General features: G+C 56.4%; 29 protein-coding genes. 8 read left to right on the top strand and 21 right to left on the bottom strand.

Translation table 11 applies throughout. From position 1 onward, the window contains the following. Positions 1-68: 68 nt before the first annotated feature. Entirely contained in the window at positions 69-842 is a 774-nt protein-coding gene (locus H8K04_04340) for a thiazole synthase (GenBank protein UVT16788.1), read from the bottom strand. Positions 843-879: 37 nt separating this feature from the next. Next, positions 880-1,098 (bottom strand): sulfur carrier protein ThiS, encoded by a 219-nt coding sequence (gene thiS / locus H8K04_04335; protein UVT17864.1) that lies wholly within the window; start codon positions 1,096-1,098, stop codon positions 880-882. Between the two features lie 109 nt (positions 1,099-1,207). On the opposite strand from thiS, the gene H8K04_04330 reads away from it, so the two are divergent. Next, on the top strand, positions 1,208-1,678 hold the full coding sequence (locus H8K04_04330) for a histidinol-phosphatase (GenBank protein UVT16787.1): 471 nt from the start codon (positions 1,208-1,210) through the stop codon (positions 1,676-1,678). Here H8K04_04330 and H8K04_04325 read toward each other — a convergent pair. The 11 genes from H8K04_04325 to ffh form a co-directional block, all read right to left on the bottom strand. Continuing rightward, on the bottom strand, positions 1,675-3,033 hold the full coding sequence (locus tag H8K04_04325) for a S41 family peptidase (GenBank protein ID UVT17863.1): 1,359 nt from the start codon (positions 3,031-3,033) through the stop codon (positions 1,675-1,677). The two genes, H8K04_04330 and H8K04_04325, sit on opposite strands and share 4 nt — an antisense overlap. A gap of 66 nt (positions 3,034-3,099) precedes the next feature. After that, positions 3,100-4,284 carry a peptidoglycan DD-metalloendopeptidase family protein gene (locus H8K04_04320; GenBank protein UVT16786.1) on the bottom strand — a complete coding sequence of 395 codons (1,185 nt, stop codon included), beginning with the start codon at positions 4,282-4,284 and terminating at the stop codon, positions 3,100-3,102. Then, positions 4,281-5,180, bottom strand: a complete 900-nt coding sequence (locus tag H8K04_04315) for an ABC transporter permease (protein UVT16785.1) — start codon at positions 5,178-5,180, stop codon at positions 4,281-4,283. The genes H8K04_04320 and H8K04_04315 overlap by 4 nt, the downstream gene beginning before the upstream one ends. Then, positions 5,177-5,857: a cell division ATP-binding protein FtsE gene (ftsE, locus tag H8K04_04310; protein UVT17862.1), complete on the bottom strand. Its 681-nt coding sequence runs from the start codon at positions 5,855-5,857 to the stop codon at positions 5,177-5,179. Before ftsE ends, H8K04_04315 begins: the two co-directional genes overlap by 4 nt. A 38-nt stretch (positions 5,858-5,895) precedes the next feature. After that, the gene (locus H8K04_04305) at positions 5,896-6,276 is read right to left on the bottom strand and encodes a YraN family protein (protein ID UVT16784.1); all 381 of its coding nucleotides are present in this window, start codon (positions 6,274-6,276) and stop codon (positions 5,896-5,898) included. Positions 6,277-6,283: 7 nt separating this feature from the next. Further along, entirely contained in the window at positions 6,284-6,940 is a 657-nt protein-coding gene (locus tag H8K04_04300; protein ID UVT16783.1) for a ribonuclease HII, read from the bottom strand. 67 nt (positions 6,941-7,007) lie between these two features. After that, on the bottom strand, positions 7,008-7,415 hold the full coding sequence (gene rplS, locus H8K04_04295; protein UVT16782.1) for a 50S ribosomal protein L19: 408 nt from the start codon (positions 7,413-7,415) through the stop codon (positions 7,008-7,010). Between the two features lie 4 nt (positions 7,416-7,419). Beyond that, complete coding sequence (gene trmD / locus H8K04_04290) at positions 7,420-8,205, bottom strand: tRNA (guanosine(37)-N1)-methyltransferase TrmD (GenBank protein UVT16781.1); 786 nt, start codon at positions 8,203-8,205, stop codon at positions 7,420-7,422. 1 nt (position 8,206) lies between these two features. Continuing rightward, a complete protein-coding gene (gene rimM, locus H8K04_04285) occupies positions 8,207-8,725 on the bottom strand; it encodes a 16S rRNA processing protein RimM (GenBank protein ID UVT16780.1) in 519 nt (172 codons plus the stop codon). Between the two features lie 7 nt (positions 8,726-8,732). Further along, positions 8,733-9,026, bottom strand: coding sequence for a 30S ribosomal protein S16 (gene rpsP / locus H8K04_04280; GenBank protein UVT16779.1), 294 nt, complete (start codon positions 9,024-9,026; stop codon positions 8,733-8,735). A 42-nt stretch (positions 9,027-9,068) separates the two neighbouring features. Next, positions 9,069-10,415, bottom strand: coding sequence for a signal recognition particle protein (gene ffh, locus H8K04_04275; protein ID UVT16778.1), 1,347 nt, complete (start codon positions 10,413-10,415; stop codon positions 9,069-9,071). A gap of 238 nt (positions 10,416-10,653) precedes the next feature. On the opposite strand from ffh, the gene H8K04_04270 reads away from it, so the two are divergent. Beyond that, entirely contained in the window at positions 10,654-10,914 is a 261-nt protein-coding gene (locus H8K04_04270) for a DUF4321 domain-containing protein (protein UVT16777.1), read from the top strand. On the opposite strand, the gene uvrB is transcribed toward H8K04_04270, so the two are convergent. From uvrB to H8K04_04250, 4 genes are all read right to left on the bottom strand, one after another. Next, a complete protein-coding gene (uvrB, locus tag H8K04_04265) occupies positions 10,911-12,911 on the bottom strand; it encodes an excinuclease ABC subunit UvrB (protein UVT16776.1) in 2,001 nt (666 codons plus the stop codon). The genes H8K04_04270 and uvrB overlap by 4 nt on opposite strands. A gap of 126 nt (positions 12,912-13,037) precedes the next feature. Then, positions 13,038-13,337 (bottom strand): RNA-binding protein, encoded by a 300-nt coding sequence (locus H8K04_04260; GenBank protein ID UVT16775.1) that lies wholly within the window; start codon positions 13,335-13,337, stop codon positions 13,038-13,040. A 249-nt stretch (positions 13,338-13,586) separates the two neighbouring features. After that, on the bottom strand, positions 13,587-14,291 hold the full coding sequence (locus H8K04_04255; protein ID UVT16774.1) for a hypothetical protein: 705 nt from the start codon (positions 14,289-14,291) through the stop codon (positions 13,587-13,589). Positions 14,292-14,386: 95 nt separating this feature from the next. Next, positions 14,387-14,641: a hypothetical protein gene (locus H8K04_04250; GenBank protein ID UVT16773.1), complete on the bottom strand. Its 255-nt coding sequence runs from the start codon at positions 14,639-14,641 to the stop codon at positions 14,387-14,389. Positions 14,642-14,954: 313 nt separating this feature from the next. Here H8K04_04250 and H8K04_04245 point away from each other — a divergent pair, with 313 nt between their 5' ends. Then, positions 14,955-16,343, top strand: coding sequence for a M28 family peptidase (locus tag H8K04_04245; protein ID UVT16772.1), 1,389 nt, complete (start codon positions 14,955-14,957; stop codon positions 16,341-16,343). A 103-nt stretch (positions 16,344-16,446) separates the two neighbouring features. Here the strand turns inward: H8K04_04245 and H8K04_04240 are convergent, their stop codons facing one another. Next, positions 16,447-16,902, bottom strand: coding sequence for a hypothetical protein (locus H8K04_04240; GenBank protein ID UVT16771.1), 456 nt, complete (start codon positions 16,900-16,902; stop codon positions 16,447-16,449). Positions 16,903-16,970: 68 nt separating this feature from the next. On the opposite strand from H8K04_04240, the gene H8K04_04235 reads away from it, so the two are divergent. The 4 genes from H8K04_04235 (at position 16,971) to H8K04_04220 (ending at position 20,700) form a co-directional block, all read left to right on the top strand. Continuing rightward, positions 16,971-18,536 (top strand): TolC family protein, encoded by a 1,566-nt coding sequence (locus H8K04_04235; protein ID UVT16770.1) that lies wholly within the window; start codon positions 16,971-16,973, stop codon positions 18,534-18,536. Between the two features lie 7 nt (positions 18,537-18,543). Beyond that, positions 18,544-19,251, top strand: a complete 708-nt coding sequence (locus tag H8K04_04230; protein ID UVT16769.1) for a CPBP family intramembrane metalloprotease — start codon at positions 18,544-18,546, stop codon at positions 19,249-19,251. A 78-nt stretch (positions 19,252-19,329) separates the two neighbouring features. Further along, positions 19,330-20,349 carry a ribonuclease Z gene (locus H8K04_04225; protein UVT16768.1) on the top strand — a complete coding sequence of 340 codons (1,020 nt, stop codon included), beginning with the start codon at positions 19,330-19,332 and terminating at the stop codon, positions 20,347-20,349. Between the two features lie 12 nt (positions 20,350-20,361). Beyond that, entirely contained in the window at positions 20,362-20,700 is a 339-nt protein-coding gene (locus H8K04_04220; protein UVT16767.1) for a DUF3147 domain-containing protein, read from the top strand. 22 nt (positions 20,701-20,722) lie between these two features. Here the strand turns inward: H8K04_04220 and H8K04_04215 are convergent, their stop codons facing one another. Together H8K04_04215 and H8K04_04210 are read right to left on the bottom strand one after the other, a co-directional pair. After that, positions 20,723-21,298, bottom strand: a complete 576-nt coding sequence (locus H8K04_04215; GenBank protein ID UVT16766.1) for a hypothetical protein — start codon at positions 21,296-21,298, stop codon at positions 20,723-20,725. A gap of 162 nt (positions 21,299-21,460) precedes the next feature. Beyond that, positions 21,461-21,781: a heavy metal-binding domain-containing protein gene (locus H8K04_04210; GenBank protein ID UVT16765.1), complete on the bottom strand. Its 321-nt coding sequence runs from the start codon at positions 21,779-21,781 to the stop codon at positions 21,461-21,463. 127 nt (positions 21,782-21,908) lie between these two features. Between H8K04_04210 and uvrA the strand changes: the two genes are divergently transcribed. Further along, positions 21,909-24,701, top strand: coding sequence for an excinuclease ABC subunit UvrA (uvrA, locus tag H8K04_04205; GenBank protein UVT17861.1), 2,793 nt, complete (start codon positions 21,909-21,911; stop codon positions 24,699-24,701). Positions 24,702-24,760: 59 nt separating this feature from the next. Here the strand turns inward: uvrA and H8K04_04200 are convergent, their stop codons facing one another. Further along, entirely contained in the window at positions 24,761-26,140 is a 1,380-nt protein-coding gene (locus tag H8K04_04200; protein UVT16764.1) for a DUF3422 family protein, read from the bottom strand. Positions 26,141-26,159 lie beyond the last annotated feature (19 nt).

Genomic DNA, 26,159 nt, shown 5'->3' with positions numbered 1-26,159 from the left:
GTCCCGATCGGCACGTTAAGCCTCTGAGCGATGCGAGAACGCTGCTGGCAGACTTTCTCAGCATCCTGTTAGAGCATCCCTTCGATCGGGCTACTGGCCGTGGCATAGAGCTTCCTGGGAATGCGGCCGGCCTTGTAGGCGAGACGACCGGCATGCACGGCATACTTCATCGCTTCCGCCATGGCGATGGGATCCTGCGCGCCGGCGATCGCTGTGTTCATCAGCACCGCATCGGCGCCGTACTCCATCGCCAACGCTGCGTCCGATGCGGTTCCAACCCCGGCATCGACGATGATCGGCACCTTGACGGTTTCCATGATGATTTTCAGGTTGTAGGGGTTCCGGATGCCCAGCCCGGATCCGATGGGCGCAGCCAAGGGCATGACCGCGGGGCATCCGATATCCACGAGTTTCTTCGCGACAATCGGATCATCATTCGTGTATGGAAGCACGATGAATCCTTCTTTGATCAGAATCTTGGCTGCCTCGATCAAACCGGCCGTATCGGGGAACAGAGTCCGCTCGTCGCCGAGCACCTCCAGCTTCACCAAATCGGAGACGCCGGCCGCACGCGCCAGGCGAGAATATCGAACGGCATCCTCCACGGTGTAGCATCCGGCTGTGTTGGGCAAAATCGTATATTTCTTTGGATCGATGTAGTCGAGCAGATTTTCTTTCGATCGATCGGTGATGTTCACCCGACGAACCGCGACTGTCACGACATCAGCGCCGGACACTTCGATGGCCTTTTGTGTTTCGAGAAAGTCTTTGTATTTTCCCGTTCCGACCCATAACCGGGACTTGAACTCACGCCCCGCAATGATCAGTCGATCATTTGTCATCTTGCCCTCTCCCGGATAGATACATGGAGCATCTCATTCATCCATCGCTTCCCATGGCCCCCCCACCGATAAAACTGAGGATTTCGACCCGGTCCCCATCCTTGAGCAGGCGCTGGCCAAACGCCGCTCGATCAAGAATTTCGAGATTCAGTTCGACTGCCACCCGTTCCGTCCTGATCTCGAGGTCTTGCAACAGATCAGCAACCGATGCGCCACGACGCCAAACCTTTGCTTCACCGTTGACGTGGATCTGGATTGTATCCTGCACACCCGTCATCCTAGGGGACCGGAATTCGCCTTGTCAACAAAGTGCCCTTGCCTGAAAGGCCTGAAAAACCGCACAATAGGCCAATACGGTTCTACCCATGCAGGAGAAGAATCAGCAACTAGCCGCTCTCTTCCGATCAATGGCTGATCTCCTTTCCTCTCAACGTGCCAATCCGTTTCGAGTGCGGGCCTATCGACGAGCTGCGGATGCGCTGCTTGCCATCGAGGAAGATGTGGCACTGGTGGCTGCTCGCCAGGGGCTTGAGGAGATTGATGGGATCGGAACGGATCTGGCCAAAAAAATCGACGAGTTCCTCGAGACGGGGACCATCCGAGCCTACGAAGAGCTGAAGACGCCTCTTCCAAGAGAGGTCAAGAACTGGGCGACCCTTCCAGGGCTCTCTGAACCGCTCGTTGCCTATTTGTACTTCCGCCTCGGCATACGGACGCTTCCGGATCTCGATCAGCTCATCCGATCCCATCTGCTTCGAACTCTGCCGAGCTTTTCAGGATCGGAGGAGCAATTGCTGCAGGCCGTCCGGCAACGGATTCACCATCCTGAACCTTAGGAAGTTTTAAGTTCCTTGAAAATCTTCCAGCTCTTGAGCAGTTCCACAGCCTTCTGAAGCTGGGCATCCTGTTCAAGCGAAAGCTCTCCTCCCCCTTCGGCTGGTGCCGATTGCGGAACGGTGCCATTCTTCGGACCGGTCTCATCCGGAGACTTTCCAATCGGTGGTGTGACATCCTTGCCGACCGGAGGTTTGACCGCCTTCCCCTCCGACTCCTTGTCGGCAGATTTCCCGTCAGACGCTTTGGCGACCGATGGAGTCGGCAACTTCACCACAATATCAGGGGTAATACCGGTCGACTGGATCGACCGACCCTTCGGCGTATAGTACTTCGCCGTGGTGAGACGAAGGCCTGAACCATCTCCTAGGGCCAGAATCGTCTGCACGGATCCCTTGCCAAATGAGGTGGTTCCGACCACGACGGCCCGTCCCCAATCTTGCAATGCTCCGGCAACAATTTCCGAGGCGCTTGCCGAACCTTCGTTGACGAGGACGATCACCGGAAGATCTTCCATCTGATCTTTCGCCTTTGCGAACCACTCGTCCTTTTTCCCCTCTCGGCTCTTGGTATATACAACCAGCTTTCCGCTGGGAAGAAATTGCTCGGACACATCGACCGCGGCAGTCAACAATCCGCCCGGGTTGTTTCGTAGATCGAGAATAGTCCCCTGCACTTTCTGTTCTCGGAACTGTTTGATCGCTTTGGAGAGATCCCTTCCGGTGGCTTCTTGAAATTGAGTGAGCCGGACATATCCAAGATTGTCGATCACCTTCGATTTGACGCTTTCAATTTTTATCGTGTCCCGGACAAGGGTGAACACCATTGGATCAGGTGTGCCGTCCCGTTGTATGGTCAAGCTGACCTTGCTGCCTTTCGGCCCCCGCATCTTCTGGACGGCATCCATCAAGGTCAGATCCTTCGTCGGATCCTCATTGACTTTAATGATGAAATCGCCGGCCTTAATCCCCGCGCGATGGGCGGGCGTGCCTTCTATCGGGGCAATCACGGCCAGACGGTTATCCTTCACGCCGATCTGAATGCCGACTCCCCCGAACTCCCCTCTGGTTTCAACCTGCATCTCCTTGTACATCTCCGGAGTCATGTAGGCTGAGTGCGGATCGAGCGTCGACAGCATGCCGCGGATGGCCCCTTGAATGAGATCTTTCGGCTTCGTCTCATCGACATAATGTTTCTGAACTTGGTTCAACACCTCGGAGAACGTCTTGAGCTCTTCATACGTTTCGCTGGCGTGGCCGGTCCGCTCCCAGCCTTTCCCGATGACGACTCCACAGAGCAGAGCCAGTGCAATCATCGGTCCGACCACCCAAGACTTCCGCCGTGGCTGCTGTTCCATCATCTTTCCATCCCTTCTTTCCTGCGTTGTCAGATCACCAATTCGAAGACGCTGTCGAGACCGGCCTTATCGCTTCACCAACCAGTGGAGCGGGTCGACGGGTTCAGCCCCTTCACGCAACTCAAAGTATAATGTATTTTCTCCGATCATGCCCGTATCTCCCGTCTCTCCGATCGACTGGCCTTCGGCAACTTGTTCGCCGACTCTGGCCAGAATCTTGGAGGCATGGGCATACAGGGAGAAAAATCCGTTGGCATGATCCAAGATTATAACGAGTCCATAGCCTTTCAACCAGTCCGCATAGACGACGCTCCCGGGCATGACGGCATGAATTGAGCTTCCCTCCGTGGTTCGAATTTCAATGCCTTTACGCTGAACATACGTGTTGAACGTCGGGTGCTTCTGGCGTCCGAAGTAGGACACGACTTTCCCCTCGGCCGGCCAAGGCAGCGCGCCTCTGGTTCCACGCGGCAGCGGTGACGCTGTCGGAGGACGCATCGCCATGGCACGCCGGCGCGCCTCCAATTCATGCAGCAGGCTGTCGACGCGTGAGGCGGACCGCTCCAGTTCTTCGACGGCACGATCGTAGGAATCCTTTTCGTGTGTGATCTTCGCGAGATACACTTTTTTCTCTTTCTGAGTGACACGAATATCGGCAAGCTTCTTTTCGACGTTTTGCTTAAAGGCCACCATTCCGGCTCTGGCCTCGACACGCTGGCGTTCGGCCTGCTCCATCCGTGCCATATCGGTTCGGAACGTCTCGAGTAATTCGTAGTCCTTTTGTGAGACGGTGGTGAGATATTGCCCCCGGCGCTGAAGGTCGCCGTATGTATCCGCCGTCAGGAGCGCCTTGATATAGCCGAACCGCCCTTCCATATACTGCACACGGAGCCGTGCGAGAATGGCTTCACGCCGCGATTGGATGCCGGTCCGCATCACTGCCAGCTGTTCTGTAATCTCCTCGATTTCCCGATCCTTCTGCCGAAGTTTCTTTTTAATGTCATGGTGATCTTGTCGATGATGGACCAGGCGTTCATCGAGGGATTGGATACCTTGAAGGACCGATTCCCGTTTTTTCCCCACCTCCTCGGCCCGTTTCCGTTTCTCTTCGATCTTGTCCTTCAGCGCTTCAAGGGTCTTTCGCTCTCGCTCGATTTTTTCGGCAATCGGATCACCGGCCGCATCGACAACAGCTGCCCACCCTCCGCCAAGCACGACGCAACACACAAGACCGGAGAGAAGAATTTTCATGCGCGCCCCTCTCCAACGCGCAGGAGAGACACCACGCTTCCCGCAAAGCCCAGCCCCATCCCGGCCACAACAAGCGCCATACAGATGGAGAGCGGGAAGAAGGAGACCAGACTTTCCATCCCGCTGAAACGACCGGCCGATTGAATCTGCTGCAGAAACAGTTCGAACCCAAGCTTGAGAATTCCGAGCGAGAGCGCGCTGCCGCAGGCGCCGAGCACGGCGCCCTCGAGGAAATACGGAATGCGGATGAATGTGCGTGTCGCCCCGATGGAGCGGAGGATCTCGATCTCCTCTCGTCTGGCAAACAGTGCAAGCCTGATGGTATTCCCGATGATCGTCACGGCCGCTGCGGAGAGCAGGACCCCCACACCGATCGCCACCAGTTCGATGTAGCCGATGAGTTCGGCCAACACATTGATCCATTCTTGATTATAGTCGACCTTGGCGACCCCTTCCATCGTTTGAACTCGTTCGACCCAGCCTTTCATCGCATCGGGAGAGCGAAAATTCGGCGCCAGCGTCACCACGAACGAAGCCGGGAGAGGATTCTCGCCGAGCCCCTCGAGCAAATGAGAATCCGCGGGAAATTGCGCGCGAAATTCTCCCAGCGCTTGTTCCTTCGATACAAAGAGCACCCCCGCCACCATACGATCGGATTTGAGTGTTCGTTCCAATTCCTGCATCCCCTCGCGGGACAGCCGTTCCTCCACATAGACCATGATCTTGACATCTTCTTGAAGCCATCCGGCCGCACTCCTCAGATTCACGTAGAGCAACAGAAAAATGCCGACACAGGCTAAGGTGAAGGCCGTGGTTAAGATGGCGACGATCGTGGTGGTGCGGTTGGTCCGCATGTTGGCCCACGCTTCGCGGACGAGGTAAAACAATCGTCTCATACTCCAACCCCTACGGTCGCCCGGCGTTCCGGTATCACCACTCCTTGCGCCAGGGTGATCACCCGCCCGTTGATCTGGCGCATGACCTGTGGGTCGTGGGTGGCCACGATCACGGTGGTGCCGCGGGCACTGATCAATTTGAACAATTCTATGATTTCCCCCGTGCGCTCCGGGTCGAGGCTGCCTGTCGGTTCATCGGCGAGAAGCACCACCGGCCCATTGACGATCGCTCTGGCGATACATGCCCGCTGTCGCTCCCCTGCCGAGAGACTGTTCGGCGGCTGATCTTTCTTATGCTCGACACCCACGGCACGCAACGCCTCCGTGACTTTACGACGAATATCTTTCTCGGACGCGCCTTGGACGACCAACGGAAGCGCGACATTGTCGAACACGGATTTTTTGGGCAGCAGACGGAAGTCTTGGAAGACTGATCCGACCTTCCGCCGGAGATACGGGATCTCCGACTGTTTGAGCTTGGTGACATTTCTGCCGTGCACGAAAATCTGCCCTTCATCAGGCTGTTCCTCGCCGATCAGCATCCGCAGCAAGGTGGACTTACCGGCCCCGCTCGGCCCCATAAGAAGAACGAACTCTCCTTTTTCGACCTCGAGCGTGACATCGGACAGCGCGGCTCTCCGGTCATACCATTTCGACACATGGATCAGCTGAATGATCGCGTCCACGAAGACCCCTTTGAGCAGGGCTGGAACCGTCAGTGTTCGGCGGCGTCAAACGCGTTCTGAAGATGTTCGATCCGGCCATGGGTCGGAGGTTGCCCTTGGACCAACACGATATCAAATCGACAGGCTTTCTCGGACCAATGCCGTTGCGCCAAATACTGTGCAGCCAGTTTCGCCAGCTTCGCCCGTTTACGATGATTCACGGCCAGCAGTGCGCCGCCGAACGCCTGGGTGGTCCTGGCCTTGACTTCAACGAATACCACGACACCATGGTCTTCCGCCACGAGATCCAATTCTCCGATCGGCGTCCGCACGTTGCGGTCGAGAATGCGATAGCCTTTGGCAAGCAAGAACTGTTCGGCCCGCGCTTCGCTGGCTTGGCCGAACTGATGCCGCGGGTCCGGAGTGGCCATGCGCGAACTATTCGAACAATGGAGGGCTCGACGGTTGAGCATACTCCATCTTCGCAGCGATCATCGCTTCTTGCACCGGCGCGAATGTTCGACGATGAATGGAGCAGGGGCCATGGCGCAGGAGTCGTTCAAGATGTTCCGGGGTACCATACCCCTTATGCGAGAGAAAGCCATATTCGGGGAACATGTCATGGTACCTCGCCATGAGGCGATCCCGCGTCACTTTGGCGATGATGGAAGCAGCGGCAATCGATATGGATAGGGAGTCTCCCTTGATGATCGGCCGCGCGGGGACTCTGACTTCAGGAAGGACAACGGCATCAATGAGCAAATAATCAGGGGAAGGGACCAATTGATCGATGGCTCGACGCATCGCCAGACGAGTGGCCCCGAGGATATTGAGCTGATCGATTTCAGCGACATCCGCCGAACCGATTCCCATCCCCACGGCCTGCTCATGAATCACCGCATACAACCGCTCTCGCTCCCCTTCGGACAGTTGTTTCGAATCGTCGATCCCTGAGAGTCGACACCGGGGCCGTAAGATGACAGCGGCCGCAATCACCGGCCCGGCAAGAGGGCCACGTCCTGCTTCATCAATACCGGCAACGCGTCGATACCCACATAGTCTGGCCACCCGCTCGAATTCTTCAGTGGGTCCCATCAGACGTCCCCTCGCCGGCGAGTCACACGATCGGCCAGCCGTGATGGAACAGGTTCAAAGAAGTGATCTAGGCCGTAACGGTTTCTTCTTCAGCAGCCGCGGGCGGCTGTGCGGACGGTTTGCTCTCTCCGACAAACTCGCGCTCCTCGACCTTTGCGAACCGCCCCTTCTTGCCGCGCAAATAATACAGTTTCGCGCGTCGAACCCGTCCCTGCCGAACCACATCTACCTTGGAGACGATCGGGGAGTGCACCGGGAAAATCCGCTCGACCCCCACCCCGTACGAAATCTTTCGGACCGTGAATGTTTCCGTATTCAGGCTCCCCTTGCGGGCAATCACAGTCCCTTCATACACCTGGATCCGCTCTTTTTCGCCTTCCACAACCTTGACGTGGACCCTGACGGTATCCCCGATCTCAAAGTTCGGCGCCGATTTCTTCGTCAACGACCGCTGAATGCGCTCCAACTGATTCATGTCCTTACCCCTCCTCCCGACGTAATACCGGGGCCGTCAATAGCCCTTCGTTCATCAATTCATCCAACAACTGTCGATCTTCACTCGTAAACGTCCGATCCTTGAGCAGATCGGGACGGCGGAGATACGTGCTGCGTAACGCCTCTTTGCGGCGCCACACCCGAATGGCCTCATGATGGCCCGACAGCAACACGTCGGGCACACCGACTCCACCGACCTCTGCCGGTCTCGTGTAGTGCGGATACTCCAACAGCGAATCAGAAAACGATTCCTCCAGCACGGAACTGGGGTCACCTAACACACCGGGAACGAGCCGTGCCGCCGCATCGATCAACACGAGGGCCGGCAATTCACCTCCCGTCAACACATAATCTCCGAGCGAAACTTCCTCAGGAGCCAACGCCAGGCGTACACGCTCATCCACTCCCTCATAGTGCCCGCACAGAATGACAATTCGGCGAGACTCCCCGGCCAACTGCTGCGCATAGTCCTGTGTAAGAGGGCGGCCATGGGGAGTCGGAAACAGCAGCCGAATGTCCTCTCCGCTCGATTGCGCGTCGCTCCGGACCGCCTCAACCGCCAGAAGAATCGGCTCGGCTTTCATGACCATGCCGGCCCCACCTCCATACGGCATATCATCGACTATCTTGTGACGATCCGTCGTGAAGTCCCGCAAATTATGCACCTTCACATTGAGCAGCCCCTTGTCTTGGCCCCGCTTGAGCATACTGTGGGCCAAGACCGGTGCGAACATCCCCGGAAACAATGTCAGAACCTCAAACCGCAACATGCTATTCACCCAATCCGTCGACTAAACGAACCGTCATCCTGCGAGCCGGAAGATCGACGGCAAGGACCAATTCTTTTGCCGCCGGGATCAAGATCTCTTTGTCTCCTTGACGAACAACGAATACGGGATTTCCCGGCACTTCCAGAATGTCTTCCAGAACACCGATCAGCCGCCCCTCTTCAGTGTGGACGGCAAGACCGACCAGGTCACACTCATAGTATTGCCCATCCGGGAGCGCGGGCACGGCTCCGCGAGTCGTCCGAATGAATCCTCCGCGCCAAAGGCCCGCCCCCTCCGGCGTAGTCACACCAGCCAACCCAAGAATATATCCTGCCCCGGCCCGCCTCACATGCGTGACGCTGGTCTCCAGAATCTGTCCGTCCTTTGCCACGAGGCTGACTCTTCTCAACCCTTCAAGCCGGCCAGGCACATCGGAGAGCGATCGAACCTTCACTTCCCCTTTGACGCCGAAGGGCCGCTCGATCTGTCCCACCGTCACAGTTTCCAGTTCATTCACCATGACGACGTCAGGATGCAGCAGGCGCCTTTTTCTGAGCGGCTTTTTCAGCCTCGAACTGTTTCCACACGCCCGCCCGGCGCAACAAGGTCCGCACGGTCACCGTGGGTTGAGCGCCGTGCCGAAGCCAGGTGAGGACACGCTCCTGCTTCAGCTCCGGCAGACCGGCATCTTTCAATGGATCGAAGATTCCCAGGATCTCGAGGAAACGCCCGTCGCGCGCCTTGCGCGAATCAGCCGCTACCAACCGATACATCGGGCGTTTATGACGCCCAGTTCGAGCTAATCTCAAATGTACAGCCACAACTATCCTCCTTTACACGGTTTTGAGCTATGTGTAGAGCGCCTACCGGGAGCGCATGAGTTGGGCAAGCTGTCGTCGCCCCCCCGCACCGGTCATCGCCTTTGCCAACTTCTTCGCGGACAAGAATTGCTTGATGAGCCGATTCACGTCCTGCACGGTCGTCCCACTGCCGCGAGCGATTCGCTTCTTGCGGCTTCCATTGATGATCGTATGATCGCGGCGTTCCCGCGCGGTCATCGAATCGATCACGGCTACCACACGTCCGATTTCCCGCTCCGGCTTGTCCCCTTCGATTGCCTGCTTTAACTTTTGCCCGCCAGGGAGCATGCCCAGAATCTGCTCGAATGAGCCCAGTCGATTCATCTGTCCGAGCTGCGTGCGAAAATCCTCGAGGGTGAATGTATTGCTGGTCAGCCGCTTCTGGGCTTCCTCGGCTTGCTCCCGGGTGAAGCTCTCTTGGGCTTTTTCAATGAGCGACAGCACATCGCCCATCCCGAGAATGCGGGAGGCCATTCGGTCCGGATGAAACGGCTCAAGGGCGTCCAATTTCTCGCCGACACCCAGAAACTTGATAGGCTTGCCGGTCGTGGCACGAATGGACAAGACCGCCCCTCCGCGCGCATCACCTTCGACCTTGGTCAAAATGACGCCGGTCAACCCGATCTTCTGGTCAAATTGGCCGGCCATCATCACCGCATCCTGACCGGTCATCGCATCGGCGACCAACAGCACTTCATGAGGAGTCACGGCTGTTTTCACGGCGACCAGTTCGCCCATTAACTCGTCATCGATATGCAACCGCCCTCCGGTATCCAGAATGACGAGGTCGAAGCCCTGTTCTTGTCCTCGATCAACCCCCGCGCGGCAGATACGCACGACATCGGCCTGGGATGCCTGCGCATGATCAGCGCGATGAACCTCCACGCCGAGATCCCGACCGAGGGCGCTCAATTGCTCGCCGGCTGCAGGCCTGCGTGGATCAGCCGCAACCAACAACACTCGTTTACCTTGGTTCTTAAAGAGATGAGCCAGCTTGCCGCAGGTTGTCGTTTTCCCGGCGCCTTGCAATCCGACCATCATCACCACGGTCGGCGGATTGGAGCTCAGCGCAAGCCTAGCCCGCTCATGCCCCATCATCTCCCGCAACTCATCCCAGACAACCTTGACGACCTGATGCCCGGGAGTCAGACTCTGCAGAACCTCCTGTCCAATGGCCTTTTGACGGACACGATCAATGAACTCTTTGACAATTTTGAAGTTGACGTCTGCTTCAAGAAGCGCAAAGCGCACCTCCTTCAACGCTTCGGTAATGTTCTGCTCCGTGAGCACACCCTGCCCACGCAGCTTCTTCAGGATTTTTTCAAACTTCTCGCTCAGCGCATCAAGCATGACGCCACATCTATCACATCACCATGAGGAAGAGGCCATCGACGTCTTAGACTAGATCTCCGATCACTTTGAAAATTCTAGAAAAAGACCATCGGGCAGTGTATAGAACCAAAGGGGGCAAGTCAAGGTCCACATGAGTCGGTAGTTTTATTGACATGCCTGGAACCTTCGGATATGGTGCCTTTCAACACCAGCGAACGACGATCGGGAAATCCATAAAGGGAGAAAGAGCGGTCGCGTGAGAAAATCGCCCTGGGTTCTTCTCATTTTCGTGCTGATCGGAGGGCTGCTTGGTGGGATACTCGGGGAGATTCTCCACGTCATGGCGCCTCAAGGCACCATCCAAAGCATTTTTTCAACTCATTTCACCCCCGGTATCAGCCCTCCACTTACCATCGACCTGGTCCTGATCAAACTCGTATTAGGATTCAATATTAAAGTCAACATCCTCAGCATCCTCGGCATGTTCATCGGGATCTATCTCTATAAGCACGTCTAAGACTTCGCGTTCAACGCCTGCAATCGCAACGACCGAATCTGGTTACGTAACTCCGCAGCCCGTTCAAAGGCCAATTCTTTGGCGGCGGCTTTCATCTCTGTCTCGAGCCGCTCGATGACCTGATCCATCGATTCCGCCGCCCCATACTGCGCTACTGATTCGGCGGCGACATCCAGCCGCACATAATCCATCTCGGCGACCGCATATTCCAAGGATGGAATACTTTTGACGATACCGACAGGGGTAATGTCGTGGACGCGGTTATACTCGGCTTGGATTCCGCGGCGGCGGCCTGTTTCTTCGATGGCCTGTTGCATTGAATCCGTCACAGCATCCCCATAAAAAATCACCCGTCCGTCGAGGTTGCGCGCGGCTCGCCCCGCTGTTTGAATCAATGCACGGTACGAGCGCAAATAGCCTTCCTTATCGGCGTCCAGGATGGCCACCAGGCTCACCTCGGGAAGATCAAGACCTTCCCGCAACAAATTAATCCCCACCAGCACGTCAAATTCACCGCGGCGCAGGTCGCGCACGATCTCGGCTCGCTCAAGCGTCTTGATGTCGGAATGCAGATAGCGCACTTTGACTCCCAGGTCGTGGTAATACTCCGTCAGGTCTTCCGCCATGCGCTTCGTCAAGGTTGTCACAAGCACCCTGCCCCCTCTCGCCACTTCCGCGCGGACCTGACCAAGCAGATGGTCCACCTGTCCCTTGGCAGGCACGACTTCGATCCGCGGATCCATGAGACCGGTTGGGCGAACGATTTGTTCGATCACATCGGAGCCGGCATGCTCGAGTTCGTATGAGCCGGGGGTTGCGGACACATACACAACCTGATTGAGACAATTCTGGAACTCAGAAAACTTCAACGGGCGGTTATCGACAGCCGACGGAAGCCGAAATCCGTACTCCACTAACGTCCGTTTCCTGGAGTAATCTCCTTCGTACATTCCCCCAACTTGGGGAATGGTCGCGTGAGACTCGTCGACGATCAACAGAAAATCCTTCGGGAAATAGTCCAACAACGTGGGAGGCGCCTCACCCGGCAACCGGCCGCTGAGATGACGGGAGTAGTTTTCGATCCCGTGGCAATAGCCCATGGCGCGGATCATTTCGAGGTCGAACTTGGTGCGCTGCTCGATGCGTTGGGCTTCCACATGTCGCCCGGCTTTCTTGAAAAACGCCGTTCGTTCGTCGAGTTCGTCCTCGATGCCGGTGATGGCCCGCTCATAGCGATCGGGAGCGATGAGGTAATGGGTATTCGGATAGATGGCGATCTTGGGAAGCTTGCCCAACGATTTGCCGGTAAGCGGATCGATTTCGTGGATGGCGTCGACGACATCCCCGAAGAGTTCGATACGCACCGACTTCGCTTCCGACGAAGCAGGGAAAATTTCGATGACATCTCCGCGCGCGCGAAACGTTCCACGATGGAAGTCTACGTCGTTGCGTTCGTATTGTATCTCCACCAGCTTCGAGAGGATCTTTTCTCGCCTCGTCTCGGTGCCCTCCTCCAAATAGATCAGCATGTCATGGTACACCTCCGGCGACCCGAGTCCGTAGATACAGGACACCGAGGATACGATCAGAACATCGTTCCGCTGTAAGAGCTCGGTCGTCGCGGAATGACGCATCTGATCGATGGCATCGTTAATGGAGGCATCCTTTGCGATATACGTATCACTCTGCGGGATATAGGCTTCTGGCTGATAATAATCGTAATAGCTCACGAAATACTCAACCGCGTTATCCGGAAAGAACTGCTTGAATTCTTGATAGAGTTGACCGGCTAACGTTTTATTATGGACCAGTACCAGCGTGGGTTTTTGAACACGTTCAACGACACTCGCCATCGTAAAAGTCTTGCCGGAACCCGTCACTCCGAGCAGTACTTGGTGCTTCTTTCCCGTCTGCACCCCGGACGTCAGCCTGGCGATGGCTTCCGGCTGATCCCCGCAGGGCTTGAATGGAGCCTCTAGTCTAAAGGGTGGCATCACACCCTCCCATGGAGCCTATGAACACAAATCCCATCAGCACTTGTGCGACTCCTGGCAACACGTCTGAAAAGCAAAAAGGGCTGCCGGAAATTCCGGCAGCCCTTATCGCGGCAGAACAGACCGACGTTACCCGCGACCCCCTCCGAAACCTCCACGCCCTCCTCCACCGGAACGGGGTTCCTGAGGACGAGCTTCGTTGACCGTCAGGGTGCGACCGCCAAGCTGCGTACCATTCAAGGCAGAAATCGCTGCCTGCGCTTCGCCGTCGGACGACATTTCGACAAATCCAAACCCTCGCGACTGCCCGGTAAACTTGTCCGTAATAATCCGCGCTGAGGCGACGGACCCGTGCGCCGCAAACAAATCGCTTAATTGTTGCTCGGTCGTTGAATACGGTAGTCCACCGACATAGATCTTCGCACCCATCAGGCTCCTCCTTTGACACAATGATGTTGTCTTGGACTCGAGAAAACAACGAGGAAGGAATGGGCCGAAGACGTCAACACAGCGGCGGCTTAGCTCTGGCTTCCGATCAGTTCCCGGGCTGGCCCAAAACAACATTCGTCCAGGCCTTGTCACTCTCAGCGCCGGGCTTGCCAGGCCTTTCGCAATCCGGCAACACCATGCTACCCCAGACCGACGAGAAAAGGCAAGTTTGGGGCCAACCGAGTGGCTTCAGTACGCCGGCGGGCCGGAAAACGGCCGGTGCGAAAAAAGCGGAACCGCATGGAAACTGTCGAAAAACATCGTGGATTTCCCAAGTAGAACCAATCCGATCTCTCCCAACCCGAGTGTTTGGTCTTCAATGGACAAGACAAGTGTCCCATCCACGAATACTTCGATAAAATCCTTGCTGATGATGGTATTCCGCTGCACCCTGAGCGAGTGCCAGTCGACCGGCTTGAGGTTGACCGAAGCGTGACCGAGGAGTGTCGCACGCCCGTCGGACATACGAACAAGTTGCACATGTCGGACGACCGGGTCGATCAGCACTGCATAAAAATTCTTCGCATCGCGCGTACCAAATATCATTCCTCCGGAACCGGCTGATCCTTCCGGTGTGTGAAACCGAACGCTGAGGTCCGGATATTCGTACTGCAACCCCTCCACCACCAGCAGTTGATAGCAGAGTTGCGAACAATTTGACGCGCCGGCGAGCATGTATGGTGGAGTAGGCGCCGTCGCACGACCTTGTACGACCCATTCGGCAAGCGGCTCGTCACCGGATATGCTCTTCACGAAACCATTGGGCAACGCATTGAGTTGATCTTGATCGAACGTCCACTTTTGGAATAGTCCGCCTTTGGCTTGGCTTTTGAGGTTGGCAGCCTTTTCTTCCTGTGTTTCGCTCTGCACTCCGTAGCTCGGCACGCATTCCATGGCGAGGCCCGCACAAGCCGCAAAGAATGCGCAGAACGTGGCGCAAACTCGTCTCCTAACATGACACGCTCGAACGCTCGTCGATACCGTCCACATTACGTTGAATTTTCCGGTTTCTTGATTTGGAGAATCTCGCGCTGCAGGCGGTCGCGCTCGGCAAGAAGTTTCTTCCGTCGTTGCCATCGATCCCAGGTCCACCACCGCAGCTTTTCGCCGAACGTAAGCGCCGGCGTCGGAGCGCTGCCGCCTGGGGCTTCCTGGAACAAATACCCGTCATGACTGTCGCGTTGCTCGAAAAATCTCCGATACAAGTGATCGTACAGTCCTTTTCCTGGCTCGCCACCTGCCATACTCACTCCCTTACTACTGAAGCGGTGTTCTTCCGGCTCGATTACCAACCCATACTTTTTCTGAATAGTACCTGGCTCAATCCGGCTCTGCAACCTGGTTTCTCGGGTATGCTATGATCCGCAGCTTGAATTGCCGCCACGTCATGACCATGAAATCACGATGAGTCGGATTTGCTTGCCTATTCCTTCTCGGATGCCCTGCATTCTAGCCTGCGCTGCCGTCTCGCTGCTTCTGCCACTGAATCCATGCCTGGCTCAATCACCTGAGGCAGCCCTTCTAGCTGCCACCAATTCGCTTTCAGTGGAACGATTGATGGCGGACATTCGGACACTCAGCGGTCCCTCATTCAATGGACGGCAGAGTGGCACGAAGGATGATCACGAATCAGCGCGATGGGTGGCACAAGAGTTTCTCTCGGCTGGATTGCGGCTGCCGAACATTCGTAATGGCCCACTGATATTGCCCTTCATAGAGGATAAAAAAGGCAACTTTTTAGGGGCTATGGCCACCCTCGTACCCACCGTGACGATTGCACCGGACCCAATACTGAAGATCGGCACCACAAGCACCTTATCCGCAAAACAGGTCGGTGCCGATTACTTCCCTATTTTTGACTCTCCATCCGCGGACATCCAAGCCCAGATCGTCTTCGTCGGATACGGCATCGTCGATCCTGCTCAAGGCATCGACGACTATGCGGGTATCGACGTGAACAATTGCATCGTCTTGTTTTTGCGGGGCAAGCCGGATCATTACCAGCGTCCCGTCAGCCATGCCGACAAGGTTCGAGTCGCCCGGGATCACGGGGCGATAGGCTATCTCATGGCCACCGGACCAATCCTTCACCCCTATGAGGCTCGAAAAGGCGTCACGGGAAATCCCAGCGCGTTCTATGGACAATTGCCTCTTGATCAGGCTATTCCAGGTGCATGGATCAGCACACCCCTAGCCCAAGAGATTCTTGCGGAGTCCAACGGAGAGATTCCGGATCGTCTACGCGCTTTTCAAGAAAAACTGAACCACACCCCTGCGTCACAAGCCGTCCCGACCGGCAAATTTGCCTCGCTTCAGTGGAAGACGACGACCACGGAAGGGGCCTTGATCAATGTAGTGGGGATGATCCCTGGAACCGGAACGGACGCGGTGATTATCGGGGCTCATCGTGATCACTTCGGTCGCGCAGGAGGCGTGCTCTTTCCGGGAGCAGATGATAACGCCTCCGGAACAGCCGTGATCTTGGAGGTGGCACGGGCTCTGGCGAAAGCCGAGCTGCGTCCATCCCGAACGATCTTCTTTGTCTCGTTTAGCGGCGAAGAACGCGATCTTCTTGGCTCGCGCTTGTATACCTCACGACCACTTGTCCCGCTCAGCGCAACGAAAGCCATGATCAACATCGACCATGCCGGTATAGGAAACGGACGGCTCACCGTAGGCGTGACTGGAATTGAAAAGGATGTCCTGCTGGAAACAGGGAAGGCTGCCGGAGTTCACGACAAACTGGATCTGTACGGATTTTTCCCCGGAGGCGATCATGTGCCGTTCAAGGAAGCCGGCGTGCCGACGGTCACCGTGGTCAGCGGCGGCGTGCATCCGCATTTTCACCAACCGACGGATACCGCCGACACCATCGATCCGGAAATTCTAAGAACCGTTTCTCGCTATGTATTGGCAGTGACCTGGCGTCTTGCCTATGAACCGTGAACGCCAACAAGCCATTCTAGAATTTCCAAACAAGCAGCAGTAAGAAACAAAAGGAAGATTCAACCCTGAAGCAATTCGGGAGGGGGATCGTTTCGTTTGGTAATTAGGGAATGTCGTCGATTGTAGATTCAATCTCCGGCACCGGAGACGTTTGGCGCGGTGGACCGGGAAGAACGGTGGCGCCTCCAACCTGATTTGCGCCCTGAATGAGTCCAATAGACAGTTGCGGACCGAAGGTCATGATGGCACCACTCCAAGCCTGGCCACTTGAGGGGTTACGGAAATTATAGGTTTGAAAGTTTGCCCCCGGTTTGTAAATGAACCCCTGCGTTCCCTGGTTGTCGATATAGAGGCTGCCTCCCCCAAAGTTGAACAGCGGAGCAACCCCGCCGGCTAGCGACCGCACGCTCGATGCCCCCGAGGCGGTTTGTGCCAACGCAGATACATCCGCATAGAGAACACTTCCCGCGAGTACGCACAGGAAACCCGTCAGGACTCGGACTCGTCGCACATGATTAGCCGCCTTTTCAATCCGAGGAAGAGGAACGCTAATATTCATGACAGAGCCCCCTGAGAGTAATTATATATAGTATGCTCTCGTTCTGATCCCTGATCAAGGAGGCCCGTATGAATAGCAGATCCTCAACTCGCTCCTATCGTTTCGCGATCATGATGATCGCCGGCTTAGGAGGCATTGCATCTCCACCCGCCAGCTGGAGCTTGGATGTGACCCAACCGATCCCTGCGGAACGGCGTGAGATCGTCTCGCTGGCCGACGCAGCCGTGCACGCTCTGCAGAGTAATCTCGATATCAGTATCAGCCGCCAGAATCGGGAAAGTCGGTTGGCTGACATTATCATCGAACAATCCAAGTTCGACCCCAACCTGAGTATCAACGGCCAGTACAACCGAACCGTCAACCCGCTCAATCGACCGGTGTTTGGTGGAACCGGCGGCAGCCTCAATCAGATCACAACCTTCGATCAACGCAACACTTCCCTGACGGTCGATGCACAAACCAACCTGATTACAGGCGGCAACTTCGACGTGAACTATGCTCCGGCGCGAAGCAGCGTGAACGCAAACGTCGCAAGGGGATTCCTGTTCAATCCGTCTTGGACAGGCGGCCTGGCATTCACATTCACTCAACCGTTGCTCAGAAACGCCGGTATCGGGATCAACAAGACCTTCATCAAGGTCGCTCAAAACAACGCCGTGGTCGAACAACATGTTTTTCGAGACCAGGTCATGACCGTCATTACCACCGTGGAACAGACCTACTGGGAACTCGTGTTTGCGAACGAGAACCTGAAGGTTGCGCAAGCCGCTTTAAAGGCCGCCGAAGAGCTCTTGGCGACGAACCGCGCCAAGGCCAAGGCCGGCGTCATGTCCATCGTCGATGTGCTGCAAGCAGAAGCCGCGGTCGCGTCGAGAGTGGAACAGATCTTGGTGGCGGAGAAAGCCATTCGCGACCAGGAGGATCAACTGCGGCGACTCTTGAATCCCGGCGAGGAGGACTTGAGGGTAGACGTCCGGCTCACCCCTGCCGATCCCCCCCTCACTATGCTCGAACCCATCAGCCTTCAGGAAGCTATTGATACCGCGATCGAGCAGCGTCCTGAAATCACACAGGCGAAAAAAAACGTCGAGTCAGGCGAACTCAATAAGCAATTCGCGCGCAACCAGTTGCTCCCAACGCTGTCGTTTCAGGGCACGGTCGGACTGGCCGGCCTCGGCAGTGATTACAACGACTCCTTTACGAGAAACTTCAGCGGCGACTTCTATAACTATGGAGCGGGGTTGGTCCTCAGTTACCCGCTCGGCAACCGAGCAGCCATCAGCAGCTACAACAAACGGCAGCTGGAGGCCAAGAACGCCGAAATCACGTTGACCAGCATCCGCCAGCAAATCATCGTCGGGGTTCGCGAAGCGGTGCGCCGGGTCCAGACCGACTTTAAGCGTATCGAAACGACCCGATCGGCGCGCATCATGGCCGAAAAACAGCTGCAAGCCGAGCAGGAGCGCTTGAAAGTCGGGCTCAGCACCACCCGCTTCGTGCTCGATTTCCAACGAGATCTGGCCACTGCGCAGGGCAATGAGTTGCGCGCAATCGTCGACTACAACAAGTCGCTGTCCAATCTTGCGCGACAGAAAGCCACCACGTTGGATCGCTATCACCTCGAATTGTCGTAGCCGTGTGATGACCTCCGGACTAGGTCGGCCGGCTCACAGTTTTGCTACCAGTATGGGAGCAGCCTTGTCGCTGCTCCCCATCGGCGCCACGTTCGGATACTACGGTCTTCCTGAGTCGTTCAGAGAAGAACTCCTCGTCCAATTCATGCCGCAGTTGCTCGCCTATGCGGGACTCGGTCTCTGGGCTGCATATGCTACACAGCCCCTCATACAGCTCGGGCTGGAAAAGAAAACGGTACGGAACGGGGTCCGGTGGGGAGCCTTAACGGGACTGTTGCTCGGCGGTCTAAATACGTTCGTGATTCTGGCCGTCTATCCCCTTCTTGGTTACGACATCACGTTCTTGAAGCAGACGCCTCATGGTCGGCTTCCCATCCCCCTCATGGTGCCATGGCTGATCTGCGGCATTGCTCTGTTCGTGGAGTTGAACTTCCGCGGTTTTCTCCTGGCGCGTCTCGCGGAACTCGAATCGCACTGGTGGGCCGCCGATTCAAGACGACGTATGGCGCCTCTTGCGCTCATCGCCAGCACGCTCACGTTTGCATTTGACCCGTTCATGGTCAATACTTTTCGGTACCTTCATTGGATCGCGCTCTGGGATGGGCTCATCTGGGGAAGCATCTGGCTCAGAACGCGCAATCTCTGGATGACGATCGTGGCGCATGCGGTCGAAGTCATCATCTTGTACAGTGCGGTCAGGGCCGCCATAGGGTGACACGTGAATCATCGTGCATCGATGGTTCATTCTGAGGGACCCTCAATAAGCGGATGATGTAATGCCCCAATCACCCTTATGAACCCCTCATTCTCCAGTTATCTGGTGAACGATGTCTTTGGCGACCCAGGCGTCTACGTAGAAATTCGCTGGTCGAAGCGGGCCTTGCTCTTCGATCTCGGACATAACGATGGGCTGGGACCGACCAGATTGCTCAGGGCAGGAGAGATTTTCATCTCACATACCCACATGGATCACTTCATCGGATTTGACGCCGTTCTTCGCGTCGCGCTAGGGCGTGGCAAGACGCTCAGATTATTCGGTCCTCCCGGGTTGATTGAGAACGTGCAAGGCAAGCTGCGGGGCTATACGTGGAATCTTGTGGATGGCTATCCGCTCACGATTGAAGTTCGGGAGTTCCACGAAAGTGGGATCCATCAGGCCTCTTTCCGGGCAACCAACGGGTTCGAACAACCGGAACGAGTCCGCCACCCGGTTCCGCATGTTGGAGGTCCGCTGTTCACGGTACTGGAAGACCCAATGTTTACCGTAAAAGCCGTGGCGTTGAACCATCGCATCCCCTCGTTTGCCTACGCGATCGAGGAGCAGGTCCACGTCAACGTCAATAAACACAAACTGCACGAAGCCGGCTTGCCGGTCGGTACCTGGCTGAAAGACGTCAAGCAACATATATGGGAAGGACAACCCGACGACTTCCGATTCACCGCCACGGTATGCGACGAACATCGTCGGGAAGAGCACACATTCATACTCGGCGAATTGAAGGAACGGTTTCTCACGATCTCACGAGGGCAAAAGATTGCCTACGTGGTCGACGCGCGTTACGACGAGGAGAACGAGGCCAAGATCGTCGCCCTTGCCCGAGGCGCCGACATGTTGTATTGCGAGTCGCCGTATCTGGATAGTGACGCGGAAAAAGCTCGCGACCGGTATCATCTGACCGCGAGACAAGCCGGACTCATGGCCCGTAAGGCTCTCGTCAGAGACCTCACGGTCTTTCATTTTTCACCCCGCTATACCGGCCAGGGAGAGGTACTGGAGAGAGAAGCCATGGAGGCATTCCATGGATCGGCATAAGGAGGACTTCTCGTGAGTGATCTTATGAAGTATGCGATCTACTTTCTACTGGGCGGCTCCATCGTCAGCTTCTCCACATATCTTGGCTCGCAAGGCAAGTCGTTCTTGGCCGCCATGGTCAGCACCTTTCCCGCCATCACCGGCGTAACATTTATCCTGCTGTATGCGAGCGGCGGCGGCGCAACGACGGTTGATTACGCGAAGAACTTACTATGGTTTGTTCCACCGTGGACGGTCTATGTCCTCGCCATGATCACGGGTATCCCTCGCCTCGGCTTCTGGCCTGCGATGGCTGGATCCCTGGTCCTCTATGTCGGATGCATCGGGCTGGTGAAGGTGATCTTGAAGTGAAGAGAGCACTCTCCCGTGCAGGTCACACCGCTCTGCTGAAATGCAATCGGTTGATCTCTTCGAGCGCTGAGACCATGTGATCAAGCGCCCGAGTGACGGATTGGCTGGCGACGTGCGATGGGGCGTTGGCGCCGCCCCAGATATCAGGAGGATTCTCGGTGGCTTGCACGTTCTGGCAGAATCGATCAATCGTCCGCTTCCAGTGGATCGGCTCCGACCGCTCTTCCAGAAACTGGAGTCGGTCTTGCGAAAAGAAGCGATCGAATTGTCCGGCTCGGAGCTGCCACATCTCTTCCATCGCCTGTTGCCGTTCCAGACTGAGTTCCAGTCCGCTGGCCCGCTCATTGAGCGCGGCAAACAGCCCGCCGACGACGTGCTCGACCTGCGATTCTGCAAACACGCCCACGCAGGCCTGCATCAGGAGATATTTGTGGAATAAAAACACTTCGGCGCTGATACGGGATTCATCCGCGGTAGGATCATAGGTTCGGGCAAGTTCACGAATCGCCTCTGCCGAAGGCCCGGTTAAAGCTGAGCCGAGCAGACTCGCAATCTGGCGGCCTATGTCGAGATAGTCCACGTTCGACAGCGACGTCATCGCGTTTGCTCTACAGCCTCAGGAAGCCGCTCTTCTGCAGGAGACTCAAAATGACTGTCCAGCAAGGCCGCAGCGAGTGAAGGGCCGAGGCGTACCCTCTGGGGGTACGTTGAGGATCTGAACGATGCGAGAACGAAACTGGCGGGCATTTTCAGGCTCCTGCTACTCGATCACCACTGCCGTGCCGCTCGCACTGACCATCAACATGCTGGCATTGGCGCCGATCGTTTCATAGTCGATATCGATCCCGACGATCGCATTGGCCCCCAGATTCTTGGCCTGCTCGCGCATCTCGCCAAGCGCAATATCCTTCGCCTTACGGAGTTCCGCTTCATAGGCCGCCGATCTGCCTCCGACGATATCTCGAATCGACGCAAAAAAATCCCGAAAGATATTCGCGCCCAGGATCGCGTCCCCCGATACCAAGCCAAGATACTTCACCGCCTTTTTGCCTTCGATATTGTTGGTCGTGGAAAGAATCATGTGTCCTCCCGGTTGAGTGCTCCCATCCTCTCACTCGATGAACCAATCAACAAGCCTTTCCTCAATCCGGTTGAAGCGACAGAGTCAGGCTGTTAGCATCATGTTTTTGTCATCCTTGGACCGCGCCATGGAACAAAACCCTCTTCGCCAGAATCAGTCCGCAGACCTCACCATTGAGGGCGCCAGGCAGAACAATCTTAAAAATATCTCGCTCCGCATTCCCCATAATCAGGTCACGGCCATTACCGGTGTGTCAGGGTCCGGCAAATCCTCTCTCGCCTTCGATACGATCTTTGCCGAAGGTCAGTGGCGGTATGTCGAGTCCCTCTCGACCTACGCCAGAATGTTTCTCGACAAGGTGGCTCGTCCCGATGTGGATCGCCTCCTCAACGTCCGGCCGGCCATCGCCATCGAACAGAAGAATCAAGTGCGGACGGCCCGCTCGACGGTCGGCACGACCACCGAAATTGCCGATCTGCTCCGCCTCCTCTTCGCCAAGATCGGGAAACCGACCTGCCCGGACTGTCATCAAGAAGCCCGCTCCTTTCAGCCCGACACCGTGGTGGACGACCTGCTGGCGCGGTGGCCCGATGCCCGGGCGATGGTGCTGTTTCCCATTGCCGCTCCTTCTTCCAAGGAAGAAGGCCTGTTCATTCAGTCACTCCTAACACGCGGGTTTACCAGACTGAAAATTCAGGATGAGATCCTCGATCTGCACGAGGCGGATCAGCATCGGCTCCATGACTCTTCTTCGCTTTATGTCGTTCTCGATCGCTTGATCATCAGGGAAGACAACCGCGCTCGTCTCGTCGAAGCAGTCGAAACGGCGTTTCGCGAAGGAGAGGGCCGCTGCGCCATCGACATCATCGGCCAGGGACGGCAATCGTACAGCACGCGATTCCTCTGTCAAAACTGCGGACGCACCTTCGAGCCTCTGCGGCCGATTCTCTTCTCGTTCAATCATCCGCTTGGGGCCTGCCCGGAGTGCAAAGGATTCGGCAATGTGCTGCGGTATGACCCGGAGCTGGTCATCCCCGATCACACGAAATCGCTTGCTCAAGGGGCGGTCGAGCCCTGGAGCAAACCCAGTTCCGATTGGTGGCAGAAGAAGATGTTGCTCGCGATGAGACGGCGCGGAGTCGATATCACGGCCCCGTTCAAATCTCTTCCCAAAGACACGCAACAATTCCTCTGGGAGGGTGACAGGTCGTTCGACGGCATCAACGATTATTTTGAGTATCTGGAGGGCAAGCGCTACAAGCTCCATGTCCGTGTCTTCCTCAGCCGCTACCGCACCCCCTTCAATTGCCCCCGTTGTCATGGCAGTCGTCTCAAACCGGAAGCCTTGTACGTCAAAATTGCCGACAGTGATATCCACGAGACAACGGAGCGAACCGTCGAAAGTCTCTTAGGGTGGGTGGAATCTCTGCCGGTTCGCCAATTTGAGCAGGAGATCGCGACTGATATTCTCCGACAGCTCAAAGCAAAGCTGGGATTTCTCCAGCGCGTCGGCCTTGGATATCTAACGCTCAGCCGACAGACTAAGACGCTCTCCGGAGGGGAAGCCCAACGGGTTGCACTTGCCAACCAGCTGGGGTCTCGGCTCGTAGGCACCTTGTATGTCCTCGATGAGCCGACCATCGGTCTTCATGCGAGGGATACCGACCTGTTGGCCGGCATTCTTCATGAGCTCGCTGATACCGGCAACACAGTCGTGGTCGTCGAACATGACCGGCGCATGATCGAATCGGCCGACTATCTCGTCGAACTCGGCCCTCAGTCCGGCGAGAAGGGTGGCGAGGTCATCTGTGCCGCGTCCACGCAGGAATTCATCCGAGACCGCCGTGCGACCACCGCCCGATACTTGCGCGACGAAGAGCAGATTTTCCAGCCCAAATCTCGGCGATCTGGAAGCGGGAAGATGCTGGTGATCGCCGGTGCGACCGAACACAACCTCAAAGACCTGTTCGTTCGTATTCCCCTCGGCATGCTGCTCTGTGTGACCGGCGTCTCAGGATCGGGCAAGAGCACGTTGGTCGAAGATACTCTCTATCGTGCCGTTGCCCGCGCCTTTCGGGTGGAATCCCTTCCCATGGGCCGGTTCAAGGCCATCAAAGGCATCGAGCATCTCAAAGGGATCCGGCTGATCGACCAACAGCCGATTGGACGGACTCCCCGCTCCAACCCGGTCACCTATCTCAAAACGTTCGACGACATCCGTCAGTTGTTTGCCTCCGAACGAGCGGCGCTTCATCAAGGCTTCACACCGGGACATTTCTCATTCAATGCTGTCGGCGGCCGCTGCGAACGGTGTGAGGGCAGCGGTGTGGAAAAGCTGGAAATGTACTTCTTCGAGGATATTTATGCGCCCTGCGAGGTCTGTGACGGTAAACGCTTCAAACCGGAAATCTTGAAGATTCGCTATCGCGGCAAGACGATCTTCGATGTGCTCAACATGACGGTGGAAGACGCGATCTCTTTCTTCACTGGAACGCCGAAGCTACAGGAACGGCTTCACCTCCTGACGTCCATCGGCCTCGGCTACCTGCGCCTTGGCCAATCGGCCACGACACTGTCCGGCGGAGAAGCGCAACGATTGAAAATCGCCGCCGAGCTGAAAGACTCCTCCGCCAAGGATATCCTGTATATTATGGATGAGCCGACTACCGGCCTGCACTTCGAAGACATCAAAAAGCTCCTCGCTGTCCTCCACAAACTCGTGAATGCCGGCAACACGCTGGTGGTCGTCGAACACAACCTCGATGTCATCAAGTCTGCCGATTGGATCATCGACCTCGGTCCAGAAGGCGGCGCGGCAGGAGGACAGATCATTGCGGAAGGGCGGCCTGAGCAGGTGGCGAAGGTGGCAACGTCGCATACGGGTCGGTTTCTTTCACAAGTTTTGATTGAGCCACATTAACCATTCGCTGAAGATCTTCGTACCCTTGGCTGTGCTTTCCTCGAAGGGAGAACGGCCTATCACGGCTGCGGCGTCTTTGATTCTTCAGCCGGCTGTTCCGCGGCCAGCTTTTTCTGAATAATCTTCTTGCTCATCGTCGTGACGAGAAACGCCAAGCCGATGGCGACCGGCACGAACACCGCCGTGGCGAGGCTGGCGTTCGCCAGCCAGCCCATTTCCTGCAATCCTTTGAAGACATATCCCGCCAGCCCAGCCAAATAATAGGCAATGACGATGACGGACAGTCCTTCGACCGTGTGTTGCAGGATCACCTGGCTCTTGGTCGTCTTGTCCACGCTTTGAAGCAGTGAGAGGTTTTGAGCTTCCAGAATCAAATCGATGCGGGTGCGAATGATGGCGATGATACCTTCAAATCCGCCTCGCAGCGTGTCGATGCGGCGCAAGAGCTGCTGGTACCCTTCGGCGACCCCTGTAACGCCCCCCAGCACATAATCGGAGATCTGGCGGTAGGAGTCTATCGGTTGTTCGCCGAGTGACGCCAAGGTGGTGTGCACGATTTTGTCGTAAGGAATCGATGAGGACAACTCGAAATGCAGCTTTCCCGCCATGCGATTGGTCTTCAATAAATCCTGCGTCAGACTGTTCAGCCATCGCTGCAGCGTCTGCGAATCGGCGTGGCCGATATGGGACGTAATGATCTCTCGTTGCTTCAGATGAACCTGCTCGAACTTATAGACTTGGTCGATCGCAGCGGAGAACAACGGCTTTTGCATCAACAACAGGTGATAGTAGGTCTCGATTCGCACGATGGCATCGACGATGTCTTTGAAGCGCGGCGCCTCACCCTGGGATGGCCGCACGCTGACCCAGTATCGTTCTCGTCCCTGTTTGTCGGGAGTAAAGCTCGTCGCCACGCTGGTCTGCTCGTTGAACATTCGGCTGCCATAGATGACCTGTCCCGGCAGCAGCGCGCGCAGCTCGCTGCGCGGCGGCAGCATGTCCGTCGTCAACACAAAGTCCAGGCGGCAGACATCAGACCCGAGCGGCGACACAGGAAATGTGTAATTTGGGAACGTCAACGGCCCGAAGGTCACTTCGCCGCTGGACTTCGACGGCAGATGCCAGAATTGGTAGTTGTAGTACTCGGTGTGCGCTTGCCACACCACAATCAGTCGATCGCCATTGTCCGCTTCCTTGATGCCATAGCCGAATGTCTCCCGCATATGGGTCGTTTCGACGGGAATCTTGAAATGCCCCAGCAGCGACTGGAACTCCGATCGGCTGGCCGGACGCTGCGTCGGCGGGTCGGACATGCGAAAGGCTTTGTAATGGACATGGGCAGGCGCACGAAGCCAGTCACCAAGGGGCAACTGTGGGCGTTCATGTAATTTCCTCAATAAGGTCTCGGTTCCCGACGACGGCATATCCGACTGATCCACGTTGCTCCTCTCCCTCCTC

It is taken from the genome of Nitrospira sp., assembly GCA_024760525.1.
In the GTDB taxonomy this organism is placed as follows: domain Bacteria; phylum Nitrospirota; class Nitrospiria; order Nitrospirales; family Nitrospiraceae; genus Nitrospira_D.
Note: the sequence above shows the minus strand (reverse complement) of the source record. Positions and strands in the feature narration are given on the sequence as shown.

Excerpts from the sequence above, each read along its gene's own strand:
- H8K04_04340 (UVT16788.1), bottom strand. The coding sequence starts at position 842 with ATGACAAATGATCGACTGATCATTGCGGGGCGTGAGTTCAAGTCCCGG.
- H8K04_04330 (UVT16787.1), top strand. The coding sequence starts at position 1,208 with ATGCAGGAGAAGAATCAGCAACTAGCCGCTCTCTTCCGATCAATGGCT.
- H8K04_04325 (UVT17863.1), bottom strand. The coding sequence starts at position 3,033 with ATGGAACAGCAGCCACGGCGGAAGTCTTGGGTGGTCGGACCGATGATT.
- H8K04_04320 (UVT16786.1), bottom strand. The coding sequence starts at position 4,284 with ATGAAAATTCTTCTCTCCGGTCTTGTGTGTTGCGTCGTGCTTGGCGGA.
- H8K04_04315 (UVT16785.1), bottom strand. The coding sequence starts at position 5,180 with ATGAGACGATTGTTTTACCTCGTCCGCGAAGCGTGGGCCAACATGCGG.
- H8K04_04305 (UVT16784.1), bottom strand. The coding sequence starts at position 6,276 with ATGGCCACTCCGGACCCGCGGCATCAGTTCGGCCAAGCCAGCGAAGCG.
- H8K04_04300 (UVT16783.1), bottom strand. The coding sequence starts at position 6,940 with ATGGGACCCACTGAAGAATTCGAGCGGGTGGCCAGACTATGTGGGTAT.
- rplS (UVT16782.1), bottom strand. The coding sequence starts at position 7,415 with ATGAATCAGTTGGAGCGCATTCAGCGGTCGTTGACGAAGAAATCGGCG.
- trmD (UVT16781.1), bottom strand. The coding sequence starts at position 8,205 with ATGTTGCGGTTTGAGGTTCTGACATTGTTTCCGGGGATGTTCGCACCG.
- rimM (UVT16780.1), bottom strand. The coding sequence starts at position 8,725 with ATGGTGAATGAACTGGAAACTGTGACGGTGGGACAGATCGAGCGGCCC.
- ffh (UVT16778.1), bottom strand. The coding sequence starts at position 10,415 with ATGCTTGATGCGCTGAGCGAGAAGTTTGAAAAAATCCTGAAGAAGCTG.
- H8K04_04260 (UVT16775.1), bottom strand. The coding sequence starts at position 13,337 with ATGGGTGCGAAGATCTATGTCGGTGGACTACCGTATTCAACGACCGAG.
- H8K04_04255 (UVT16774.1), bottom strand. The coding sequence starts at position 14,291 with ATGGAATGCGTGCCGAGCTACGGAGTGCAGAGCGAAACACAGGAAGAA.
- H8K04_04250 (UVT16773.1), bottom strand. The coding sequence starts at position 14,641 with ATGGCAGGTGGCGAGCCAGGAAAAGGACTGTACGATCACTTGTATCGG.
- H8K04_04245 (UVT16772.1), top strand. The coding sequence starts at position 14,955 with ATGGCGGACATTCGGACACTCAGCGGTCCCTCATTCAATGGACGGCAG.
- H8K04_04240 (UVT16771.1), bottom strand. The coding sequence starts at position 16,902 with ATGAATATTAGCGTTCCTCTTCCTCGGATTGAAAAGGCGGCTAATCAT.
- H8K04_04235 (UVT16770.1), top strand. The coding sequence starts at position 16,971 with ATGAATAGCAGATCCTCAACTCGCTCCTATCGTTTCGCGATCATGATG.
- H8K04_04230 (UVT16769.1), top strand. The coding sequence starts at position 18,544 with ATGACCTCCGGACTAGGTCGGCCGGCTCACAGTTTTGCTACCAGTATG.
- H8K04_04225 (UVT16768.1), top strand. The coding sequence starts at position 19,330 with ATGAACCCCTCATTCTCCAGTTATCTGGTGAACGATGTCTTTGGCGAC.
- H8K04_04215 (UVT16766.1), bottom strand. The coding sequence starts at position 21,298 with ATGACGTCGCTGTCGAACGTGGACTATCTCGACATAGGCCGCCAGATT.
- H8K04_04210 (UVT16765.1), bottom strand. The coding sequence starts at position 21,781 with ATGATTCTTTCCACGACCAACAATATCGAAGGCAAAAAGGCGGTGAAG.
- uvrA (UVT17861.1), top strand. The coding sequence starts at position 21,909 with ATGGAACAAAACCCTCTTCGCCAGAATCAGTCCGCAGACCTCACCATT.